Source organism: Acinetobacter sp. YH01021, from assembly GCF_013420255.1.
Lineage (GTDB): Bacteria > Pseudomonadota > Gammaproteobacteria > Pseudomonadales > Moraxellaceae > Acinetobacter.
Genome location: NZ_VOYO01000002.1, coordinates 203,239 through 220,691, shown reverse-complemented (window position 1 = coordinate 220,691; position 17,453 = coordinate 203,239). Strand labels below are relative to the sequence as shown.

General features: G+C 43.5%; 13 protein-coding genes and 2 pseudogenes. 7 read left to right on the top strand and 8 right to left on the bottom strand.

Annotated features, from left to right (window positions below; all coding sequences use genetic code 11):
- Positions 1-7: 7 nt before the first annotated feature.
- Positions 8-655, top strand: a complete 648-nt coding sequence (locus FTT86_RS02835; RefSeq protein ID WP_180180509.1) for an HAD-IA family hydrolase — start codon at positions 8-10, stop codon at positions 653-655.
- A 148-nt stretch (positions 656-803) separates the two neighbouring features.
- On the opposite strand, the gene FTT86_RS02830 is transcribed toward FTT86_RS02835, so the two are convergent.
- Positions 804-1,319: a hypothetical protein gene (locus tag FTT86_RS02830; RefSeq protein WP_180086500.1), complete on the bottom strand. Its 516-nt coding sequence runs from the start codon at positions 1,317-1,319 to the stop codon at positions 804-806.
- 24 nt (positions 1,320-1,343) lie between these two features.
- Positions 1,344-1,952, bottom strand: a complete 609-nt coding sequence (locus FTT86_RS02825) for a DUF805 domain-containing protein (RefSeq protein WP_004732088.1) — start codon at positions 1,950-1,952, stop codon at positions 1,344-1,346.
- A 451-nt stretch (positions 1,953-2,403) separates the two neighbouring features.
- Between FTT86_RS02825 and FTT86_RS02820 the strand changes: the two genes are divergently transcribed.
- From FTT86_RS02820 to FTT86_RS02810, 3 genes are all read left to right on the top strand, one after another.
- The gene (locus tag FTT86_RS02820; protein WP_180180508.1) at positions 2,404-3,645 is read left to right on the top strand and encodes a carbohydrate porin; all 1,242 of its coding nucleotides are present in this window, start codon (positions 2,404-2,406) and stop codon (positions 3,643-3,645) included.
- A gap of 169 nt (positions 3,646-3,814) precedes the next feature.
- Positions 3,815-6,214: a glucose/quinate/shikimate family membrane-bound PQQ-dependent dehydrogenase gene (locus FTT86_RS02815; RefSeq protein WP_180180507.1), complete on the top strand. Its 2,400-nt coding sequence runs from the start codon at positions 3,815-3,817 to the stop codon at positions 6,212-6,214.
- Between the two features lie 392 nt (positions 6,215-6,606).
- The gene (locus FTT86_RS02810; RefSeq protein WP_180180506.1) at positions 6,607-8,739 is read left to right on the top strand and encodes a TonB-dependent receptor; all 2,133 of its coding nucleotides are present in this window, start codon (positions 6,607-6,609) and stop codon (positions 8,737-8,739) included.
- A 153-nt stretch (positions 8,740-8,892) separates the two neighbouring features.
- Here the strand turns inward: FTT86_RS02810 and FTT86_RS15910 are convergent.
- A pseudogene (locus tag FTT86_RS15910) lies at positions 8,893-8,976 on the bottom strand (arsenical resistance protein ArsH); the annotation flags it as partial.
- On the opposite strand from FTT86_RS15910, the pseudogene FTT86_RS16035 reads away from it, so the two are divergent.
- A pseudogene (locus FTT86_RS16035) lies at positions 8,970-9,074 on the top strand (arsenate reductase (glutaredoxin)); the annotation flags it as partial. The pseudogenes FTT86_RS15910 and FTT86_RS16035 sit on opposite strands and share 7 nt — an antisense overlap.
- Positions 9,075-9,179: 105 nt before the next feature.
- On the opposite strand, the gene FTT86_RS02805 reads toward FTT86_RS16035, so the two are convergent.
- The 4 genes from FTT86_RS02805 to FTT86_RS02800 all read right to left on the bottom strand — a co-directional run bounded on the left by FTT86_RS02805 (position 9,180) and on the right by FTT86_RS02800 (position 14,029).
- Positions 9,180-10,463, bottom strand: coding sequence for a ribonucleotide-diphosphate reductase subunit beta (locus tag FTT86_RS02805; protein WP_064096468.1), 1,284 nt, complete (start codon positions 10,461-10,463; stop codon positions 9,180-9,182).
- Positions 10,464-10,604: 141 nt separating this feature from the next.
- A complete protein-coding gene (locus FTT86_RS16030; RefSeq protein ID WP_004645881.1) occupies positions 10,605-10,733 on the bottom strand; it encodes a hypothetical protein in 129 nt (42 codons plus the stop codon).
- 60 nt (positions 10,734-10,793) lie between these two features.
- On the bottom strand, positions 10,794-10,919 hold the full coding sequence (locus tag FTT86_RS16025) for a hypothetical protein (protein ID WP_004732081.1): 126 nt from the start codon (positions 10,917-10,919) through the stop codon (positions 10,794-10,796).
- 272 nt (positions 10,920-11,191) lie between these two features.
- Positions 11,192-14,029, bottom strand: a complete 2,838-nt coding sequence (locus FTT86_RS02800; RefSeq protein ID WP_180180505.1) for a ribonucleoside-diphosphate reductase subunit alpha — start codon at positions 14,027-14,029, stop codon at positions 11,192-11,194.
- A 566-nt stretch (positions 14,030-14,595) separates the two neighbouring features.
- On the opposite strand from FTT86_RS02800, the gene bfmR reads away from it, so the two are divergent.
- Both bfmR and bfmS read left to right on the top strand, forming a co-directional pair.
- Positions 14,596-15,312 (top strand): response regulator transcription factor BfmR, encoded by a 717-nt coding sequence (gene bfmR / locus FTT86_RS02795; RefSeq protein WP_004280782.1) that lies wholly within the window; start codon positions 14,596-14,598, stop codon positions 15,310-15,312.
- 42 nt (positions 15,313-15,354) lie between these two features.
- Positions 15,355-17,028, top strand: coding sequence for a sensor histidine kinase BfmS (gene bfmS, locus FTT86_RS02790; protein ID WP_180180504.1), 1,674 nt, complete (start codon positions 15,355-15,357; stop codon positions 17,026-17,028).
- A 66-nt stretch (positions 17,029-17,094) separates the two neighbouring features.
- Here bfmS and FTT86_RS02785 read toward each other — a convergent pair whose 3' ends face one another.
- Positions 17,095-17,451, bottom strand: a complete 357-nt coding sequence (locus tag FTT86_RS02785; protein WP_180180503.1) for a hypothetical protein — start codon at positions 17,449-17,451, stop codon at positions 17,095-17,097.
- Between the last annotated feature and the right edge of the window lie 2 nt (positions 17,452-17,453).

Below are 17,453 nucleotides of genomic sequence, written 5' to 3'. Positions count from 1 at the left end.
ATAGGCGGTGATTAAGAATATTTTAATTGATCTGGATGGGACATTAACCGATCCGAAAGTGGGGATTACGACGTCTGCACGCTATGGTCTGGAAAAAATTGGTCATCCGATTAGTGACGAGATCAATATCGACTGGATTATTGGTCCTCCTTTAAAAGCCTCACTAGCCAAAATTTTAAATGTTGAAGCCGATCATGTGCTGGCTGAGCAGGCCTTGATGGGTTATCGGGAGCGCTTTGCAGTCAAGGGTCTTTATGAAAATCATGTTTTTGAGGGTGTGGCAGAAACGCTGGCAGAACTGAAACGCCGTGGTTATCGCTTGTTTGTCGCTACAGCAAAACCGACAGTGTATGCCAAACAGATTCTGGAACATTTTGATCTGGCCCAGTATTTTACTGACATTCATGGTAGTGAGCTGAATGGTGACCGCACCAATAAAGCCGAGCTGATTCAGTATATTTTAGCGCAGCAACAGTTACAGGCCGATCAATGCATGATGGTCGGTGACCGTGAGCATGACATTTTTGGCGCCCGTCACAATGGTATTGAGACTATAGCGGTAAGTTATGGTTATGGCAGTCAGGAAGAGTTAGAGGTGGCACAACCTAAATATAAAATTGACCGCTTTAATCAGTTATTAGATTATTTTAAATAAACCCTAATTTTTGCTTATTTTATTTGAGCTGATTTTTAGAGAGGCGATGTCTATAAGCTGGTTCATCTATAGAGATCAATTCTCTTATTAGATGGTTATCTCAATAAAAATCCCGCAGCGTGCGGGATTTTTGCTCTTGGATGAACATTTAAAGCGTCAAAAACCAGGTCGATGCCAGCACCACCATAATGATGATCACCAGTAAAATGTTGATGATCGTCATTCGATGTTGGGGGGGAACTCTGGCTTTGGTCAGAGCATTTCCTGCATGGTCAAACAGGATGACATTTTGCACGCTACTTTCATAACCGAGTTCGAGTAACGCACGCTTTTCAACTTCGGTTAAACCGTCTTCAGGCAGATCCATAATTTGCAGCAGTGCTATAGAGCTAAATAGTTTCTTCATCATTGACGATGGTAACAGCCGTTTCAGCGTCACCGCGGCTGCATCAAAGTCGGCAATAATACTCCGCGGATGGGCATAGGGCACATCGGGTAGCAGGGTATGCGTAATCGTGCCATCTATATTCATCAGCTGCATTTTATCTTTATAGATTTGCACCCATACAGCATCTGGAAATTTCACTAATTGATCTTGCAGCATGGAGAAAGTCTGATTTTGCTGATATTTAGTCATTAAATAATCGATAACCAAATCCCGTATCAAGACGGGATTTGTAAGGTTCAGTTATTTGGCAGGAGCACCATATTCATTGTTTTGTTGCTTGGTTTCAGTTGCCCACCACCAGATCAGTACCAGTATGCCAATCACGGTAAGCGTCAGTAATTGCCACCAACCAGAGCGTCCTACATCATGCAAGCGACGCGCGCCAACGGCCAGACTTGGGACTAGAAGTGCCAGATTAAGCAGGCTATTCACCAGCGGTTTAGTGCCTAAAACTGTATCAATTACCTCAGCAACAATGCCTAAAATTACACAAAACAGCATAAAGAACCAAAATTCTTTACGGCGTGCACGGCCGGAAAAGTTTGCATAGTTGGTCAGACATTTTACAAACCAGTCAATGCTGCTATAATTTTCCTCGGCTTGATCCAGATTTGAATATTTGCCAAGCTGACTGGAAATTTTTTCTCCCAGATAAATAGAACTGCCTGAGGTTAAATAAACCTCAGATGCTTCACCCGCGGTATTGACGATAAAATCGACCCGATCACCGCGTGAAGGTGGACGCTCACTACGCCAGTCTGCGCCATTAAAGCTATAGCGCTGATTATCATCCCCCGAGATAAAACCGGTATTGTGTTGAATAGAAAAATCAAGGATTGAACCTTTCATGCTTGTTCTCGTCTATTAAGCTAGATTATTGTTTTAAAGCGACGCAATTTCTTATCAGAATAACTTTAGCATAATCTAATTTTTTCATGTTTTTAAAAGCCTTATCGCAATAGTGATTCAGTATTCAATCAACAAAAAATGTAGCGTTGCATGATTTGAAATGAAGAAAATTAAATAGTAATGGCGCTGATTTATCTCTGAATCTTTTATAAGAAATTAAAGCTAAATCTATCTGATGAATATCAAATTTTTCTTTGGAACTATGGTTTGATGTTGTTAAATTTAATATGATGATAAACAGATACTTATAAATTTTAAATTTACAAAAAGCATATAATAATACTAATAAATATAACATTTTATTCATACTTTTTATCTATTATTAACGATTTTTTAAAATCAACAGGCGTATAATAAAAAGCTTCATATTGTGATGAAGGTATCACATTCAATGTATCTCTCCCCATTATCGAAGGCCGTTTACCTTTGCTGTGCCTCTTTCATCTTAACCACGACCACTGTGCATGCTGAAGCTGCTTTCAGTTCGGAAAGCCCGTGGATGCTCGGTGACTGGAACGGGCAACGTACAGCACTCCAAAATCAGGGCTATGATTTCAGTTTTGGTTATACGGGTGAAATGGCAAGCTTGATCGATGCACAAAGATCTTCAAGCCATAGAACTGAATATGCGGACCAGTTTGTTTTTGGGGCACATCTGGATCTGGCAAAAATTGCAGGCTGGCAAGATACTGAAGCGCAAATTACTGTCACTCAGCGTAATGGTCAGTCACTGTCTCAAAGCGCTGCTGCTTTAAACGGTCATTTGAGTTCAGTACAAGAGGTCTGGGGCCGTGGTCAAACCTGGCGTCTGACTGATTTATGGATCAAGAAAAAATTCCTGGAACAAAAACTGGATGTGAAAGTCGGGCGCTTCGGTGAAGGCGAAGACTTCAACAGTTTTGACTGCGATTTTCAGAATCTGGCCCTATGCGGTTCACAAGTCGGGAACTGGGTCGGTGATCAGTGGTACAACTGGCCGGTAAGCCAATGGGCTGCACGGGTCAAATACAATATTAACCCTGAATTTTATGCCCAAGTCGGTGCTTATGAGTACAACCCTGAGAATCTGGAACGTGGTAAAGGATTTAACCTGAGTACGGATGGTTCCAAAGGGGCAATGCTTCCTGCAGAAGTGGTCTGGGCGCCTAAACTGGGTGAACAGAAACTACCGGGTGAATACCGTGCCGGTTATTACTACAGTACAGCAGAGGCTGAAGTCATTTCCAATCCAGATCAAACCGATCATCACCATGGGGGCTGGATTGTTGCCAAGCAACAATTGACTGCACATCACGGAGATACTTCGCGTGGTTTGACCGGCTTTGTGAATGCGACAGTGCATGACTCCAAAACCAATAATGTCAGTGATATGCAAAATATCGGGCTGGTTTATAAGGGTGCAATGGATTCACGCCCTCAAGATGAAATCGCATTTGGTATTGCACGCATCAACATGAATGACGATGTCAGTGCTGACCGTCATCAAGAAATCGATGCAGAAATTTATTATGGCTTACATGCCACTAATTGGCTCACCATTCGCCCGAATGTGCAATATGTGCGTCACGTCGGTGCATATAAAGATGGTGAAAATGTCTGGGTGGGCGGAATCAAGTTTAATACGTCATTTTAAAATATAGTTTTTAGTTGCAAATACACTATTGAATCTCTAGGTGCTTTGTTGCAGTAATGGGCAATGCCTGCTTAAGACATTGATGTATTTATAACTCAGAATTTAACAATAAGGGTGCTCATGCCTGTCATGTGCATGGACTTTCAAAAAACTTTTATAGGTGTTCAACATGAATACTTCATCAGGTTCAGTACTGAAAACAATTTTAGCGGTCATTGCCGCTGTTTTCGGTATAGGACTGCTGATTGGAGGGATTTATCTTGCAGTGCTGGGTGGGTCTTGGTACTACATCATTGCAGGTATTCTCTTTATTGCGACCGCAGTTCTCTTGTATAAACGAAAAAGCGCTGCACTTCTGGTTTATGCCATATTCGTTTTGGCAACAGTGGTGTGGGGCCTATGGGAAGTCGGTTCAGATTTCTTTGCACTTGCGCCGCGTTTGGATATTTTAGGTCTGTTTGGTTTAGCGCTGCTTATTCCGGCGGTAACACGTGGCTTTGATCAAAGCAAAGGTGCGAAAATTGCCTTGGGTGCTTCATTGGCCATTACTATTGCCGTCATGATTTATGCTGTATTTAATGACCCGCAAGAAATTCGCGGTGAATTAAAATCTCAGCAGCCTGCAGCCCACCAGCCAATCCCGGGTGTGGCAGATGAAGACTGGCCCGCTTATGGTCGTACCCAGTCCGGTTTACGGTATTCACCGTTAAAGCAGATTAATACTGAAAATGTCAAAGATTTGCAGGTAGCTTGGGAATATCACACGGGCGAATTCAAGACTGAAAATGACTCGGGTGAAACCACCAATCAGGTTACCCCAATCAAGGTGGGTGACAACATGTACATCTGTACCACTCACCAGAAATTGACTGCGCTTGATCCGGCAACAGGTAAGGCGAAATGGACCTATGATCCAAAGCTGAAAGCCGATCATACTTATCAGCATTTAACCTGTCGTGGCGTATCTTATTATGATGTCAACAATATGGCTGGTTTTGAAAGTAGCCTTGCTGCGAAGAAAACCACATCGGCTGAATGTCCACAAAAAGTGATTTTACCGGTCAATGATGGGCGTTTAGTGGCGGTTAATGCGACCACCGGTAAAGTCTGTTCTGACTTTGGTAAAAATGGCGAAGTCGATCTGCAAAAAGATATGCCATTCCCATATCCGGGCGGTTATATTCCAACCTCACCGCCTGTAGTCACCGGCACCACCATTATTATTGCAGGTTCAACTACCGACAACTATTCAACTGAAGAACCATCGGGTGTGATCCGTGGTTATGATGTCAATACCGGTGAACTGCTTTGGGTATTTGACACAGGCGCTGAAGATCCGAATTTGATCCCTGCACCGGGTCAAAAATTTGTACATAATTCACCTAATGCATGGGCACCTTTGGCCTATGATGCAGAGCTGGATATCGTCTACGTACCAACGGGTGTCGGTACCCCGGATATTTACGGTGGTCACCGGACTGAACTGGACGAGCGTTATGCCAACTCGATGCTGGCCTTGAATGCAACGACCGGTAAGCTGGTATGGAACTTCCAGACTACCCATCATGATTTGTGGGATATGGACGTACCTTCACAGCCGACATTGACCGAGATTAAAGATAAAAATGGCAATATGGTTCCAGCCATTTATGTCTTGACCAAAACCGGGAATGCTTTTGTGCTGGATCGCCGTAATGGTAAAGCCATTGTGCCGATTACCGAAAAACCGGTACCACAATCTGTGAAACGTGGCCCTCAAACCAAAGGCGAGTTCTATTCTAAAACTCAACCGTTCTCTGATTTTAATCTGGCGCCACAAGATAAATTGACCGATAAACAGATGTGGGGTGCGACCATGTTTGACCAGTTGGTCTGCCGTGTTGCGTTCCACAAACTGAATTACGATGGCATTTATACCCCACCTTCTGAAAATGGGACGCTGGTCTTCCCGGGTAACCTGGGTGTGTTCGAATGGGGTGGTATGTCGGTGAATCCAGATCGTCAAATTGCATTGACCAACCCGATTGGCCTGCCATTTGTATCAAAACTGATTCCTCAAGATCCGAACCGTCCTAAGACGGCTAAAGGTGCAGGTACAGAAGCAGGTGTTCAACCGATGTATGGTGTGCCTTATGGCGTTGAAATCAGTGCGTTCCTGTCTCCATTTGGACTGCCGTGTAAACAGCCATCTTGGGGCTTTGTTGCAGGTGTGGACTTAAATACTCATGAAGTGGCATGGAAACGCCGCATCGGTACCATTCGTGACAGTATGCCGGGCATTCCATTGCCGCCATTCAAAATGGGTGTGCCGATGTTGGGTGGTCCTATTTCAACTGCGGGCAACGTGATGTTTGTAGGCGGAACTCAAGATAACTATATCCGTGCCATCAACGTGAACAACGGTGATGAATTGTGGAAAGGCCGTCTACCTGCAGGTGGTCAGGCTACACCAATGACTTATGAAGCCAATGGCAAGCAGTATGTAGTCATTATGGCGGGTGGTCATGGTTCCTTTGGTACCAAAATGGGTGACTCTCTGGTGGCTTATGCCTTGCCAGACAATAAATAGTTGAACCTCTAATTAAGTATGAAGAAGCCTGATTCGTCAGGCTTTTTTATAAGCTGTTTTTGAAAGCCTACATCGAGTTTTAAGGGCACAGAGAAATGATGTTGATTTGTTGCTGAAAGCTCAATTTCATTCAGATCGTATTAAAATAATATGCTTTGTATATGGCTGATTTTAAGCGCAATTTAGATAAAGGATTAATCAAGTCTGAATTTATCGAACACAGAATTTTTAAGCTCAAAATATTTCTATTCATTGAGCGAACTATATGTCATCGAATCAGCGCATTTATTGGATATCGATGCTTAAAACAAAATGAGTTGAATCATGAGATGTACGCCATCTCGATAAGGTATTTGCCGCATTAAACCACTTTCAAATAAGGCCTGTCATTTATGTATCAAAGCCCGAAATTTCCATTCGTGAGATCGACCTTGTCCTGCCTGATTGCTTGCGTAGGTCAGCATATTTATGCAGAAAATGACATACAAGAAGTCCAAAGGTTAGACACGATTGTCATTCAAGCAACCCGTACCGATCGGGAACGATTGACCACACCAGCGTCAGTGTATTATCTAAATCAAGAACAAGATAACAGTATGAATGTGAACCTTTCAGAAACATTAAAAGGCGTTCCGGGATTACAGTTAAATAACCGTGAAAACTATGCCCAGGACCTACAAATTTCGATGCGAGGCTTTGGCGCTCGCTCCAGTTTTGGTGTGCGTGGTGTGCGTTTATATGTAGATGGAATCCCTGCAACAATGCCGGATGGGCAGGGGCAAACCTCGAATATTGACTTGAATAGTCTGGACCATATTGAAGTATTGGGTGGTGGATTTTCATCGCTCTATGGCAACTCTTCGGGGGGAACGATTTTAACCACCACGCGAGAGGGGCAAGGTGCTGACTCGATTGAACTGGGGCATTCTGCAGGGAGCCAGAATAAAGGGCAGACCAAGCTAGTTTTGCAAGGTGGTTCAGAGAATACTTCAGAGCCAAGCTATGTCATTAGCTCCTCTTATTTTGATACCAATGGTTACCGTGACCACAGCAGTGCACATAAAGTTTTGAATAATGCCAAGCTGACCTGGGATCTGGAAGATGGTTCTAAAATCAACTGGATGAATAATTACGTTAAAATTGCTGCAGATGATCCGGGTGGTCTAGAGAGAAAGGATTGGAAAGCAAATCCAAAACAAATAGACAGTAGAATTCAGGGATTTAATACAAAAAAAGAAATTGAGCAATTTCAAACAGGTCTTACTTGGAATAAGTCAATCAATGATCAGCATGAACTGTATGGCATGGCCTATTGGGGGCAGCGTGAGGTTATCCAGTATCAATCAATTTCTAAGTTTTTTCAGTCATTAGAAAAACACCCAGGTGGTGTAATTGATTTTGATCGTCAGTTTTATGGTGCAGACTTACGTTGGACAGGTAGAGATGTTTTACCAAATACTAAACTGATTGCTGGACTTGCTGTTGATGCCATGACCGAAGACAGAAAAGGTTATCTAAATTATGTAGGGAATACTTTTGGAGTTAAGGGTGAGTTACGTCGTGATGAAGACAATACCCTGTGGAATGTAGATCCATATTTGCAAGCTTCTTATCACTTTGCTCCCGATTGGACTCTAGATGCTGGACTACGTTATAGCAACGTGCATTTTAAATCAGAAGATCATTATATTACTGATGTGAATGGTGATAATTCTGGTAAAACTACTTTTGACAAGTTACTGCCATCGCTAAGTTTAAGCTGGAAAATTTTACCTGAGCTGATGACTTATGTCAGCTATGCCCAAGGCTTTGAAACTCCAACTTTTACAGAAATGGCTTATCCAGCGGATGGTAGTAGCCGCACACTTGATCTAAAAGCAGCAGAAAGTAGAACTTATGAGATGGGATTGAAATCTGCAAATACATTAGGTGATTTTGCTGTTGCAGTTTTCCAGACCAAGACGAAGAATGACATTGTTTCTGCAGGTAATGACAATGGTCGCTCTACTTTCCGTAATGCCGATAAAACTTTAAGAGAAGGTATTGAACTCTCCTGGAATAAAAGCCTATGGCGTGACCTAATTGCACAGGCCAGCTATAGCTATATAAATGCAACTTTTGATGCAGATATTCCTGAAATTTTAAATCAGAATGGCAGTATTGCAGTGTCGAGAGTTGAATCAGGAAACTATATTCCGGGGATTGCCAAAAATCAGGCATTTTTAAGTTTGGGCTGGAAGCCTGAAAAAGGCTTACATGCAGGTCTGGATGTGCGTTACTCCGATAAGATTTATGTGAATGACTTGAATTCGGATGCTGCACCAAGCTACACAGTCGCTGGTGCCAATGTAGGTTATCACTGGAAAATGCAAGATTGGGCGGTGAATACTTTTGCGCGTGTCGATAACCTGTTTGATAAAGATTATTCTGGTTCGGTGATTGTCAATGAAAGTAATAGCCGTTTCTTTGAGCCGGCAGAAGGGCGGAACTGGAGCGCTGGTCTGAGTGTGACAAAAGAATTTTAATTGAAATGATTTAGGGCTGTTAAATTTTCAAAATAAAAAATCCCGTTTCCTGAGCGGGATTTTTAATATTTAAGTTTTGAAAAGTTGATCAGAGGATTTGAGATAAAACTAGATCTTTTGCTGATTTACCCGTTTCGATAATTCCTCAGCACTTTAGACTCGTTCAGAATATCGATCGGTGAGATCAGCAGACTGACCGCGGGTGAGGAGGGTGAACTTGTAAAGTTTCTCCATCAGAAGTTGTTTTAGATATTCTTTCTGCTCCGCAGTGCGCAGCGTTTAGCAATGAAGATGGGGAAATGATTGTTGATGAAGCAGGGAAGCGGTTGAAATAAATCCCAGAATTGAAGACGATAAATCAGATCATAAAAAAGCCACCGCAAGGGTGGCTTTTTATTTAAAGTTAAAATCACAGATATCGTGTCATTTTAAGCTAAACCTTACCAGCTTAACGCACCGCCAGTTTGGTAATCTGTTACGCGCGTCTCGAAGAAATTCTTCTCTTTACGCAAGTCCATCATTTCTGACATCCACTGGAACGGGTTATTCACGCCAGCAAACTGTTCAGGCAAGCCTAATTGCGCCAGACGACGGTTAGCAATGAACTTTAGGTATTCTTCCATCATGCCAGCATTCATACCGAGTACACCGCGTGGCATTGTGTCACGTGCATATTCGATTTCCAGCATCGTACCTTCAAGAATCATCTGAATGATTTCTTCCTGGAATTCAGTCGTCCATAAACCCGGGTTTTCGATCTTGATCTGGTTGATCATATCGATACCAAAGTTTAGGTGCATCGACTCATCACGCAGGATGTACTGGAATTGCTCGGCCACACCATTCATCTTGTTACGACGGCCCATCGACAGGATCTGGCTGAAACCGCAGTAGAAGAAGATACCTTCAAGTACACAATAGAATGCGATCAGGTTGCGAAGCAGAATCTGGTCGTTTTCAGGTGTACCGGTTTTGAAAGTAGGATCACTTAAAGACTGAGTATATTTCAGGCCCCACGCTGCTTTACGTGCCACTGACGGTACTTCGCGGTACATGTTGAAGACTTCGCCTTCATCCATACCTAAAGATTCGATACAGTACTGGTAAGCGTGTGTGTGAATCGCTTCTTCAAACGCCTGACGCAAGATGTACTGACGGCATTCAGGGTTGGTAATATGACGGTAAATCGCCAGTACCAGATTGTTTGCAACCAGTGAATCCGCAGTCGAGAAGAAACCAAGTGAACGCATCACAATGGTACGTTCATCTTCAGTCAAGCCATTTTCAGACTTCCACAACGCGATGTCGTGGTTCATGTTCACTTCTTGTGGCATCCAGTGGTTTGCACATCCGTCCAGATACTTCTGCCAAGCCCATTCGTATTTGAATGGAACAAGCTGGTTCAAGTCTGCACGACAGTTGATCATCGCCTTGTCGTCAACCTGAACACGTTGTGCGCCCATTTCAAGTTCTTCAAGGCCTGGAGCAACATCAAGCTGATCTAGGGAAGCAGATGCTCTTGCCAGCGAATCGGTTGGATTTGATCCTCGGTTTTGAGTGGCTCTAAGGGGTTGTGCAGCTGCCACATCCGGCGATGCGTTGCCTGCATCAGATACCATCTGTGAATTAGTCGCTTTTTGCGGCTCGACGGGCGCAGGCTGCTGTTCAGGTGCAGCCGGTTTTTGCGAATCATCTTCGAAATCGTCCCAACTTAGGATAGACATATCAATTCTCTCTACGTTGCTTTATATCTTTTATGAGACATTCAGCTTGGCTGAGATGTCTTACTATACGCTTAATTTGTGTAAGCAAAATTAAGTTTTGTCGATGAATGCTCTAGTTTTATACAGGAGCAATAATCCCCACTACTTATTTTGTTTACGCTGTTGGCGAACTTTGAACCAGAAATAAGCAATTGGTAAATAAAAGGTAATACCAAAGGAAATCAGCAATGCCGCAAGTCCTAACATGTAGTTATGAGTCATATGTGGCATTTAGGTTTCCTTTTACTTTTAGTTTGTGAATCCTAGCCGAAACTAGGATTCACGTTTAAATCATTTTTTAGATGATTTACTAGGCTTGATTGTTTCAGTAACTGTAGTTTTAGGATGCTTTTTTGCATAGCCTTCAGTTACGAAACGACCAGTTCCTGCATCACGAGAAACTTTTTTCGTAGCCATAGAGATAATCTCCATTACAAATTTAAGATGACTCTTACTGGCTCGTTTCTCGAATCGATGATACAATCCGTTCACGCATTTTGTGATGCCAGCCTCGTCGTGACCATCTTGGTATCACTTCGAGATTGAAAGCCTTCTAGTTAGTTTTGACGGACGCTAGAGGGCTTTTTTATTGCCTGAATTTCGTAATCCCCCTAAGTCCCCCTTTGAAAAGGGGGACTTTCTCCCTCCTTTATTAAAGGAGGGTCGGGGAGGATTTAAAACCTGTCAGATTACTGACAAGCTTCACAATCAGGATTGTCAATTGAACATGCCATTGGCACTGGCGCCGCTTGAGCAAAACCTTCTTCCTCTGCAGGAGCTTCAGGTTTTTGCGCTTCAACGACAGGAGCTGCTGCTACAACAGGCGCCGCAACAGTTGCAGGTTTAACTGCGTTCAATGCGCCAGTGTTAATGGTTGATTTCTCAGCAGAAGTCGCACCCAATGCACGAAGGTAATAAGTCGTCTTAAGACCACGTAACCAAGCCATCTTGTAAGTGATGTCCAGTTTCTTACCGTTTGCACCAGCGATGTAAAGGTTAAGAGACTGAGCCTGATCGATCCATTTTTGACGACGTGATGCAGCATCCACGATCCAGCGTGTATCAACTTCAAATGCAGTCGCGAAAATGGCTTTAAGCTCTTCAGGAATACGGGAAATCTTCTGAACAGAACCTTCGAAGTGTTTCAGGTCGTTGACCATCACCGCATCCCAAAGACCACGTTCTTTCAACGCACGTACCAGGTACGGGTTGATCACAGTGAATTCACCAGACAGGTTTGATTTCACATACAAGTTCTGGAAGGTTGGCTCGATTGACTGAGACACGCCACAGATGTTTGAAATCGTAGCAGTCGGAGCAATTGCCATCACATTCGAGTTACGTATACCGTCTTTTTGAACTTTGGCACGTAAAGTATCCCAGTCCAGACGTTGAGTGCGGTCGACTTCGAACATGCGTTCTGGACGAGTTTTCGCAACCAGATCAAGCGAGTCGATTGGTAGGATACCTTGATCCCACAATGAACCTTTGAATGTTTCGTATGTACCACGTTCAACAGCCAAATCGCTAGATGTTGAAATCGCGTAGTACGAAATCACTTCCATCGATTCATCAGCAAACTCAACCGCAGCATCAGAACCATAAGCAAGGTTCATCTCATACAGTGCATCCTGGAAGCCCATGATACCCATACCAACCGGACGGTGTTTCAGGTTCGAGTTGCGTGCTTGTGGAACAGCGTAGTAGTTGATGTCAATCACGTTATCGAGCATACGAACCGCAGTTTTAACTGTACGTGCCAGTTTTTCGCGATCAAGAACACCACCTTGAACGTGTTGTACCAGGTTGATCGAACCTAAGTTACATACCGCGATTTCTTCTTTGCTGGTGTTCAGCGTAATTTCTGTACATAAGTTAGAAGAGTGAACTACACCTACGTGTTGTTGTGGTGAACGCAGGTTACATACGTCTTTGAATGTGATCCACGGGTGACCAGTTTCAAACAGCATAGACAGCATTTTGCGCCACAAATCTTTTGCACGGATTTTCTTGTGCAACATGTTTGTTTCTTTGGCAATCGCTTCGTAATGTGCATAACGCTCAGCGAATTCTGCACCAGTCAAATCATGCAGATCAGGCGTTTCAGAAGGGGTGAACAAAGTCCATTCAGCATCTTCGAATACACGTTGCATGAACAGGTCAGGAACCCAGTTCGCAGTGTTCATGTCATGGGTACGACGACGGTCATCACCAGTGTTCTTACGCAGTTCAAGGAATTCTTCGATGTCCAGGTGCCAGGTTTCTAAGTATGCACATACTGCACCTTTACGCTTGCCGCCCTGGTTAACCGCAACAGCCGTATCATTCGCTACTTTAAGGAATGGAACAACACCTTGCGACTTACCGTTTGTACCTTTGATGTATGAGTTCAAGGCACGAACTGGCGTCCAGTCATTACCTAAACCACCTGCCCATTTAGACAGCATTGCGTTATCACGCATTGCGCCATAGATGTCGTACAGGTCATCATCAATTGTAGTCAAGTAACAGCTAGATAATTGTGGACGTAGCGTACCTGAGTTAAACAGGGTCGGCGTAGAAGCCATGTAGTCGAAGCTAGACAATAAGTTATAGAACTCAATCGCGCGCTCTTCACGGTTTTCTTCATTGAGCGACAAGCCCATAGAAACACGCATAAAGAACAATTGCGGAAGTTCGAAACGTACACCATCTGAATGGATGAAGTAACGGTCAAATAAAGTTTGCAGACCCAAGTAAGTAAACTGATTCGAGCGTTCCGGTTGAATCGCAGCAGCCAGTTTCGCCAAGTCAAAGTTCAGCAATTCTGGAGAAAGCAGCTCAAGCTCAATCCCTTTTTTCAGGTAAGTTTCCAGCGCATCGCCTTCAACTGTATCTACAGGTAGACCCAGGAATTTCAAACCAGTCGCAACCAGGTCATCACGCAATAAACGTGCAGTCACATATGTATAGTTAGGTTCTTGCTCGATACGGGTACGGGTCGCCATCATCATCGTGGTCGAGATGTCAGACTCTTTTACGCCGTTGTACAAGTTTTTCACGGTCTCATCGACAATCGCTTGTACATCAATCCCTTCAAGGCCTTCTGCTGCTTTAGTAACATGCGCAGTTAAAGCACTTAAATCTAGTGGCTTGAGTTTGCCTTCAGCATCAGTAATTTGCAGGGTCGGGTGATGATGAGCACCTAACTGTTTACGTGCTTCAGAACGTTGTTCACGGTAAATGACATAAGAGCGCGCAACTTTCTGTTCGCCCGTACGCATTAGCGCAAGTTCAACTTGGTCTTGAATTTCTTCAATATGAATCGTTCCGCCAGATGGTAAACGACGTTTAAAGGTATTTAATACCATTTCCGTCAGTTGTTCGATACGATCATGGATCCGGCTCGAGTCAGCGCTTTGTTGGCCTTCAACCGCCAAAAACGCTTTACCAATTGCGACAGAAATTTTTTCTGCATCAAAAGCGGCAACATCACCGGTGCGTTTAATCACCTGAAGTTGACCAGGAGTTGAAGTGATTACGCTCATTTAGCATAGCTCCATTGTCATCTATTTTTATGTTTATGGACCGTTTGAACTGGGCAAATTTTATGCCACAGTATTTGAGGAATAAACACAAGACCTAGTGGTTTTAAAATTAATTGAACACAAGATACGGGAAAATTTAGGGTAGATCAATATTGACATTTAGCTAAATATTTTTCTTAAGTTGTGCTTTAATCATTGCAAAAATATCGCTATTTTTATTGATTTTTGTATAAGCCTTATCAGGCAAGGCATAGCATAACAAAGTCCAAAGAAACTGCTTATAGATAACATTGTGGATAACTAAAAAGTGCTGAATCAAGCAGTCATATTTTGTCCATGTAATAGTTGTGTAAATCGCAAATCAGATCTAAGCCACTGTTTCAAGCATAATTGTCCAAAAAATGCACGATAAAATATTACAAAATGCTATCTTGATGTATCAGTTTGGTGAACGCTATCTTGTTTACAATGTAAACGTGTGTATATTGCAAGCATATTAAAAACGTATCTATTGGATTTCAAAAGGATACGCCTATAGCGTAGATCCACCAAATAAGGGGCAATACATGAGCCAAGAAGAAAAGTTACCCAAGATTTTAATTGTTGAAGATGACGAGCGTCTTGCTCGTTTAACGCAAGAATACCTCATTCGTAACGGACTTGAGGTGGGGGTAGAGCCGGATGGTAACCGTGCCATTCGTCGGATTATTGCCGAGCAGCCAGATATGGTGGTGCTGGATGTGATGTTACCAGGTGCTGATGGCTTGACCATTTGCCGTGAAGTACGTCCACATTATCATCAACCGATTTTGATGTTGACTGCGCGTACTGAAGACATGGATCAGGTTTTAGGTCTGGAAATGGGTGCAGATGACTATGTCGCTAAGCCTGTTCAGCCGCGTGTATTGCTGGCACGTATTCGTGCATTATTGCGCCGTACTGATAAGGTACCTGAAGATGAAGTGGCACAGCGCATCGAATTTGATGATCTGGTCATCGACAACGGCGGTCGTTCAGTGACCTTAAATGGCGATCTGGTTGATTTTACCAGCGCAGAATATGACCTGTTATGGTTGCTTGCATCGAATGCTGGCCGTATTCTCTCTCGCGAAGATATTTTCGAGCGTTTACGTGGTATCGAATATGATGGTCAAGACCGTTCAATCGATGTGCGTATTTCTCGTATCCGTCCAAAAATCGGTGACGATCCAGAAAATCCAAAGCGTATTAAAACAGTACGTAGTAAAGGTTATCTTTTTGTTAAAGAGACCAATGGTCTTTAAGCAAATGTGGTTTGTTGCTTGAACAAGCAGGATAAATGATAGGTGTTTAAACACAGTATATTTTTGCGTATATACGCAGGACTCGTCATCCTTGTCGTCTTGGTGGCGGTGTTCGGCTATCTGTTGGTGCAGATTATCAACTATCAGCGTGCGCAAGAATATCGCGAATCCCTGACTGATGGTATGGCATATATCATCAGTGAAGGGGTTGCACGCCAGCCAAATCTCCAGCAAAAGATGGATTGGGTTTCTGATGCCTCCGATTTGCTGGAATTACCTATCCATTATGTAGAAGCCAGCAAGGTCGATATTAACCGTGCTGAAGGGCGCCGTATTGCCGAACGTAAGGCGGTGGTGCGTTGGGACGCCGAATCAGGTATTGCCTATATTGTGGTTGGGCTGCGCGATGACCCGGGTCATTACCTTTATATTAAGGCCGACAGTATTACTGAGCGCCAGATGAAGGCCTTACCAGTCTTTATCCTGGACTATCTGGTCTACTATCCAGGTCAGGAAAAAGAATATCTGGCTCGTATTCAGGATTATTTTTCTTATCCGGTTTCCATCGAAAACGTCCAGAATCTACCTTTAGACTCCGAGCAAATCGGACGTCTGCGTCTGGACCATAGCATCATTTTATACCGCGACAATGCCTCTATTCGTGGTACCACAATTTCAATTATTTCACCGATTCCTGGTTCGACCTCGCAAGTATTGGTTATGGGGCCGGTACCCTTGTTTAACTGGATGCCATTCCAGTTGGCGACCGGTATTACCTTATTAAGCCTGTTTGTGTTGAGTCTGGGTGTTTATGGTCTTCTGGTTCCGATGCAGCGTAAGTTGCGTGAAGTCAGCTATGCCTTGAACAAAATGAAATCGGGGAATATGTCATTGCGTCTTCCTGTGGAAGGTAGTGACGAGATGTCTACACTGGCGTCTAGCTATAACAATATGTCAGATCATATCCAGCGTTTGATCGAAGCACAGCGTGAGCTGATGCGTGCAGTGTCGCATGAATTGCGTACACCGGTGGCGCGAATCCGTTTTGGTGTGGAAATGATGGCAGATGAAGATGACTACGATTATCGTCTGCAACAGGTGGAGCAGATTGATAAAGATATTGAAGCGTTGAATACCTTGATTGATGAGATCATGACCTATGCCAAACTGGAACAGGGTATGCCATCGATTGAGTTTGAACAGATTGATCTGTATGACGTGCTGAATCAGGTGGCGCAAGAAACTGAGGCGCTGAAAACCCAGAAAATCATTGAATTACATCCAATGCCTGTTGCGGTCACGGTAGAGGCGGAGCGTCGTTATCTGCATCGTGTAATTCAGAATCTGGTCGGCAATGCTATACGTTATTGCGATAATAAAATCTTGATTAGCGGTGGTCTGGACCAAGATGGTCAGGCTTATGTTTGTGTTGAAGATGACGGGCCGGGGATTCCGGAAATAGATCGTGCCCGCATTTTTGAAGCCTTTGCCCGATTGGATGATAGCCGTACCCGTGCGTCGGGTGGTTATGGTTTAGGTTTGTCGATTGTCAGCCGGATTGCGTACTGGTTCGGTGGCACGATTCAGGTTGATCAAAGTCCGACGATGGGTGGCGCGCGTTTTACTATGACTTGGCCGGCACAACGTTATGTCAAGAAGAGTAAGCGCAAAATGCTGGAAAAAAAGCCAGAGGAAGCGAGTGATCATTTAGCTTGATATTGTGTAAATGATTTTGGTCATAAAAAAACGATGCATCAGCATCGTTTTTTATTGGAAGAGATTTTATTCCTGAATGGTCGCATCAGGTTCAATGAGTGATTTGCCCTCTTTTAAGCTTTGTAGCGCTTCAGGGTTAAAGTCGATCAACAGTTTGGTGTTTTTCGCATCGACATTATAGCGCTGAATCAGTTTCTGGTCGCCTGATAAGGTTTCGACTTTATATTCGTCAGCGATATTCATAATGCCATCCAGATTGATGCTGGAGGAGGCATGATCTTCTTGAAAAAGTGCATGGATGTCACGTAAGTCAAAAGCTGCCTGGTTTATATTAGGATTTTTCTGGATGTAATTTTCTATATGGCGAACCAGTAATTGAGCAAATAAAAAATAATTAGGTCGATGGGAAAAGCGTAGAGACATGC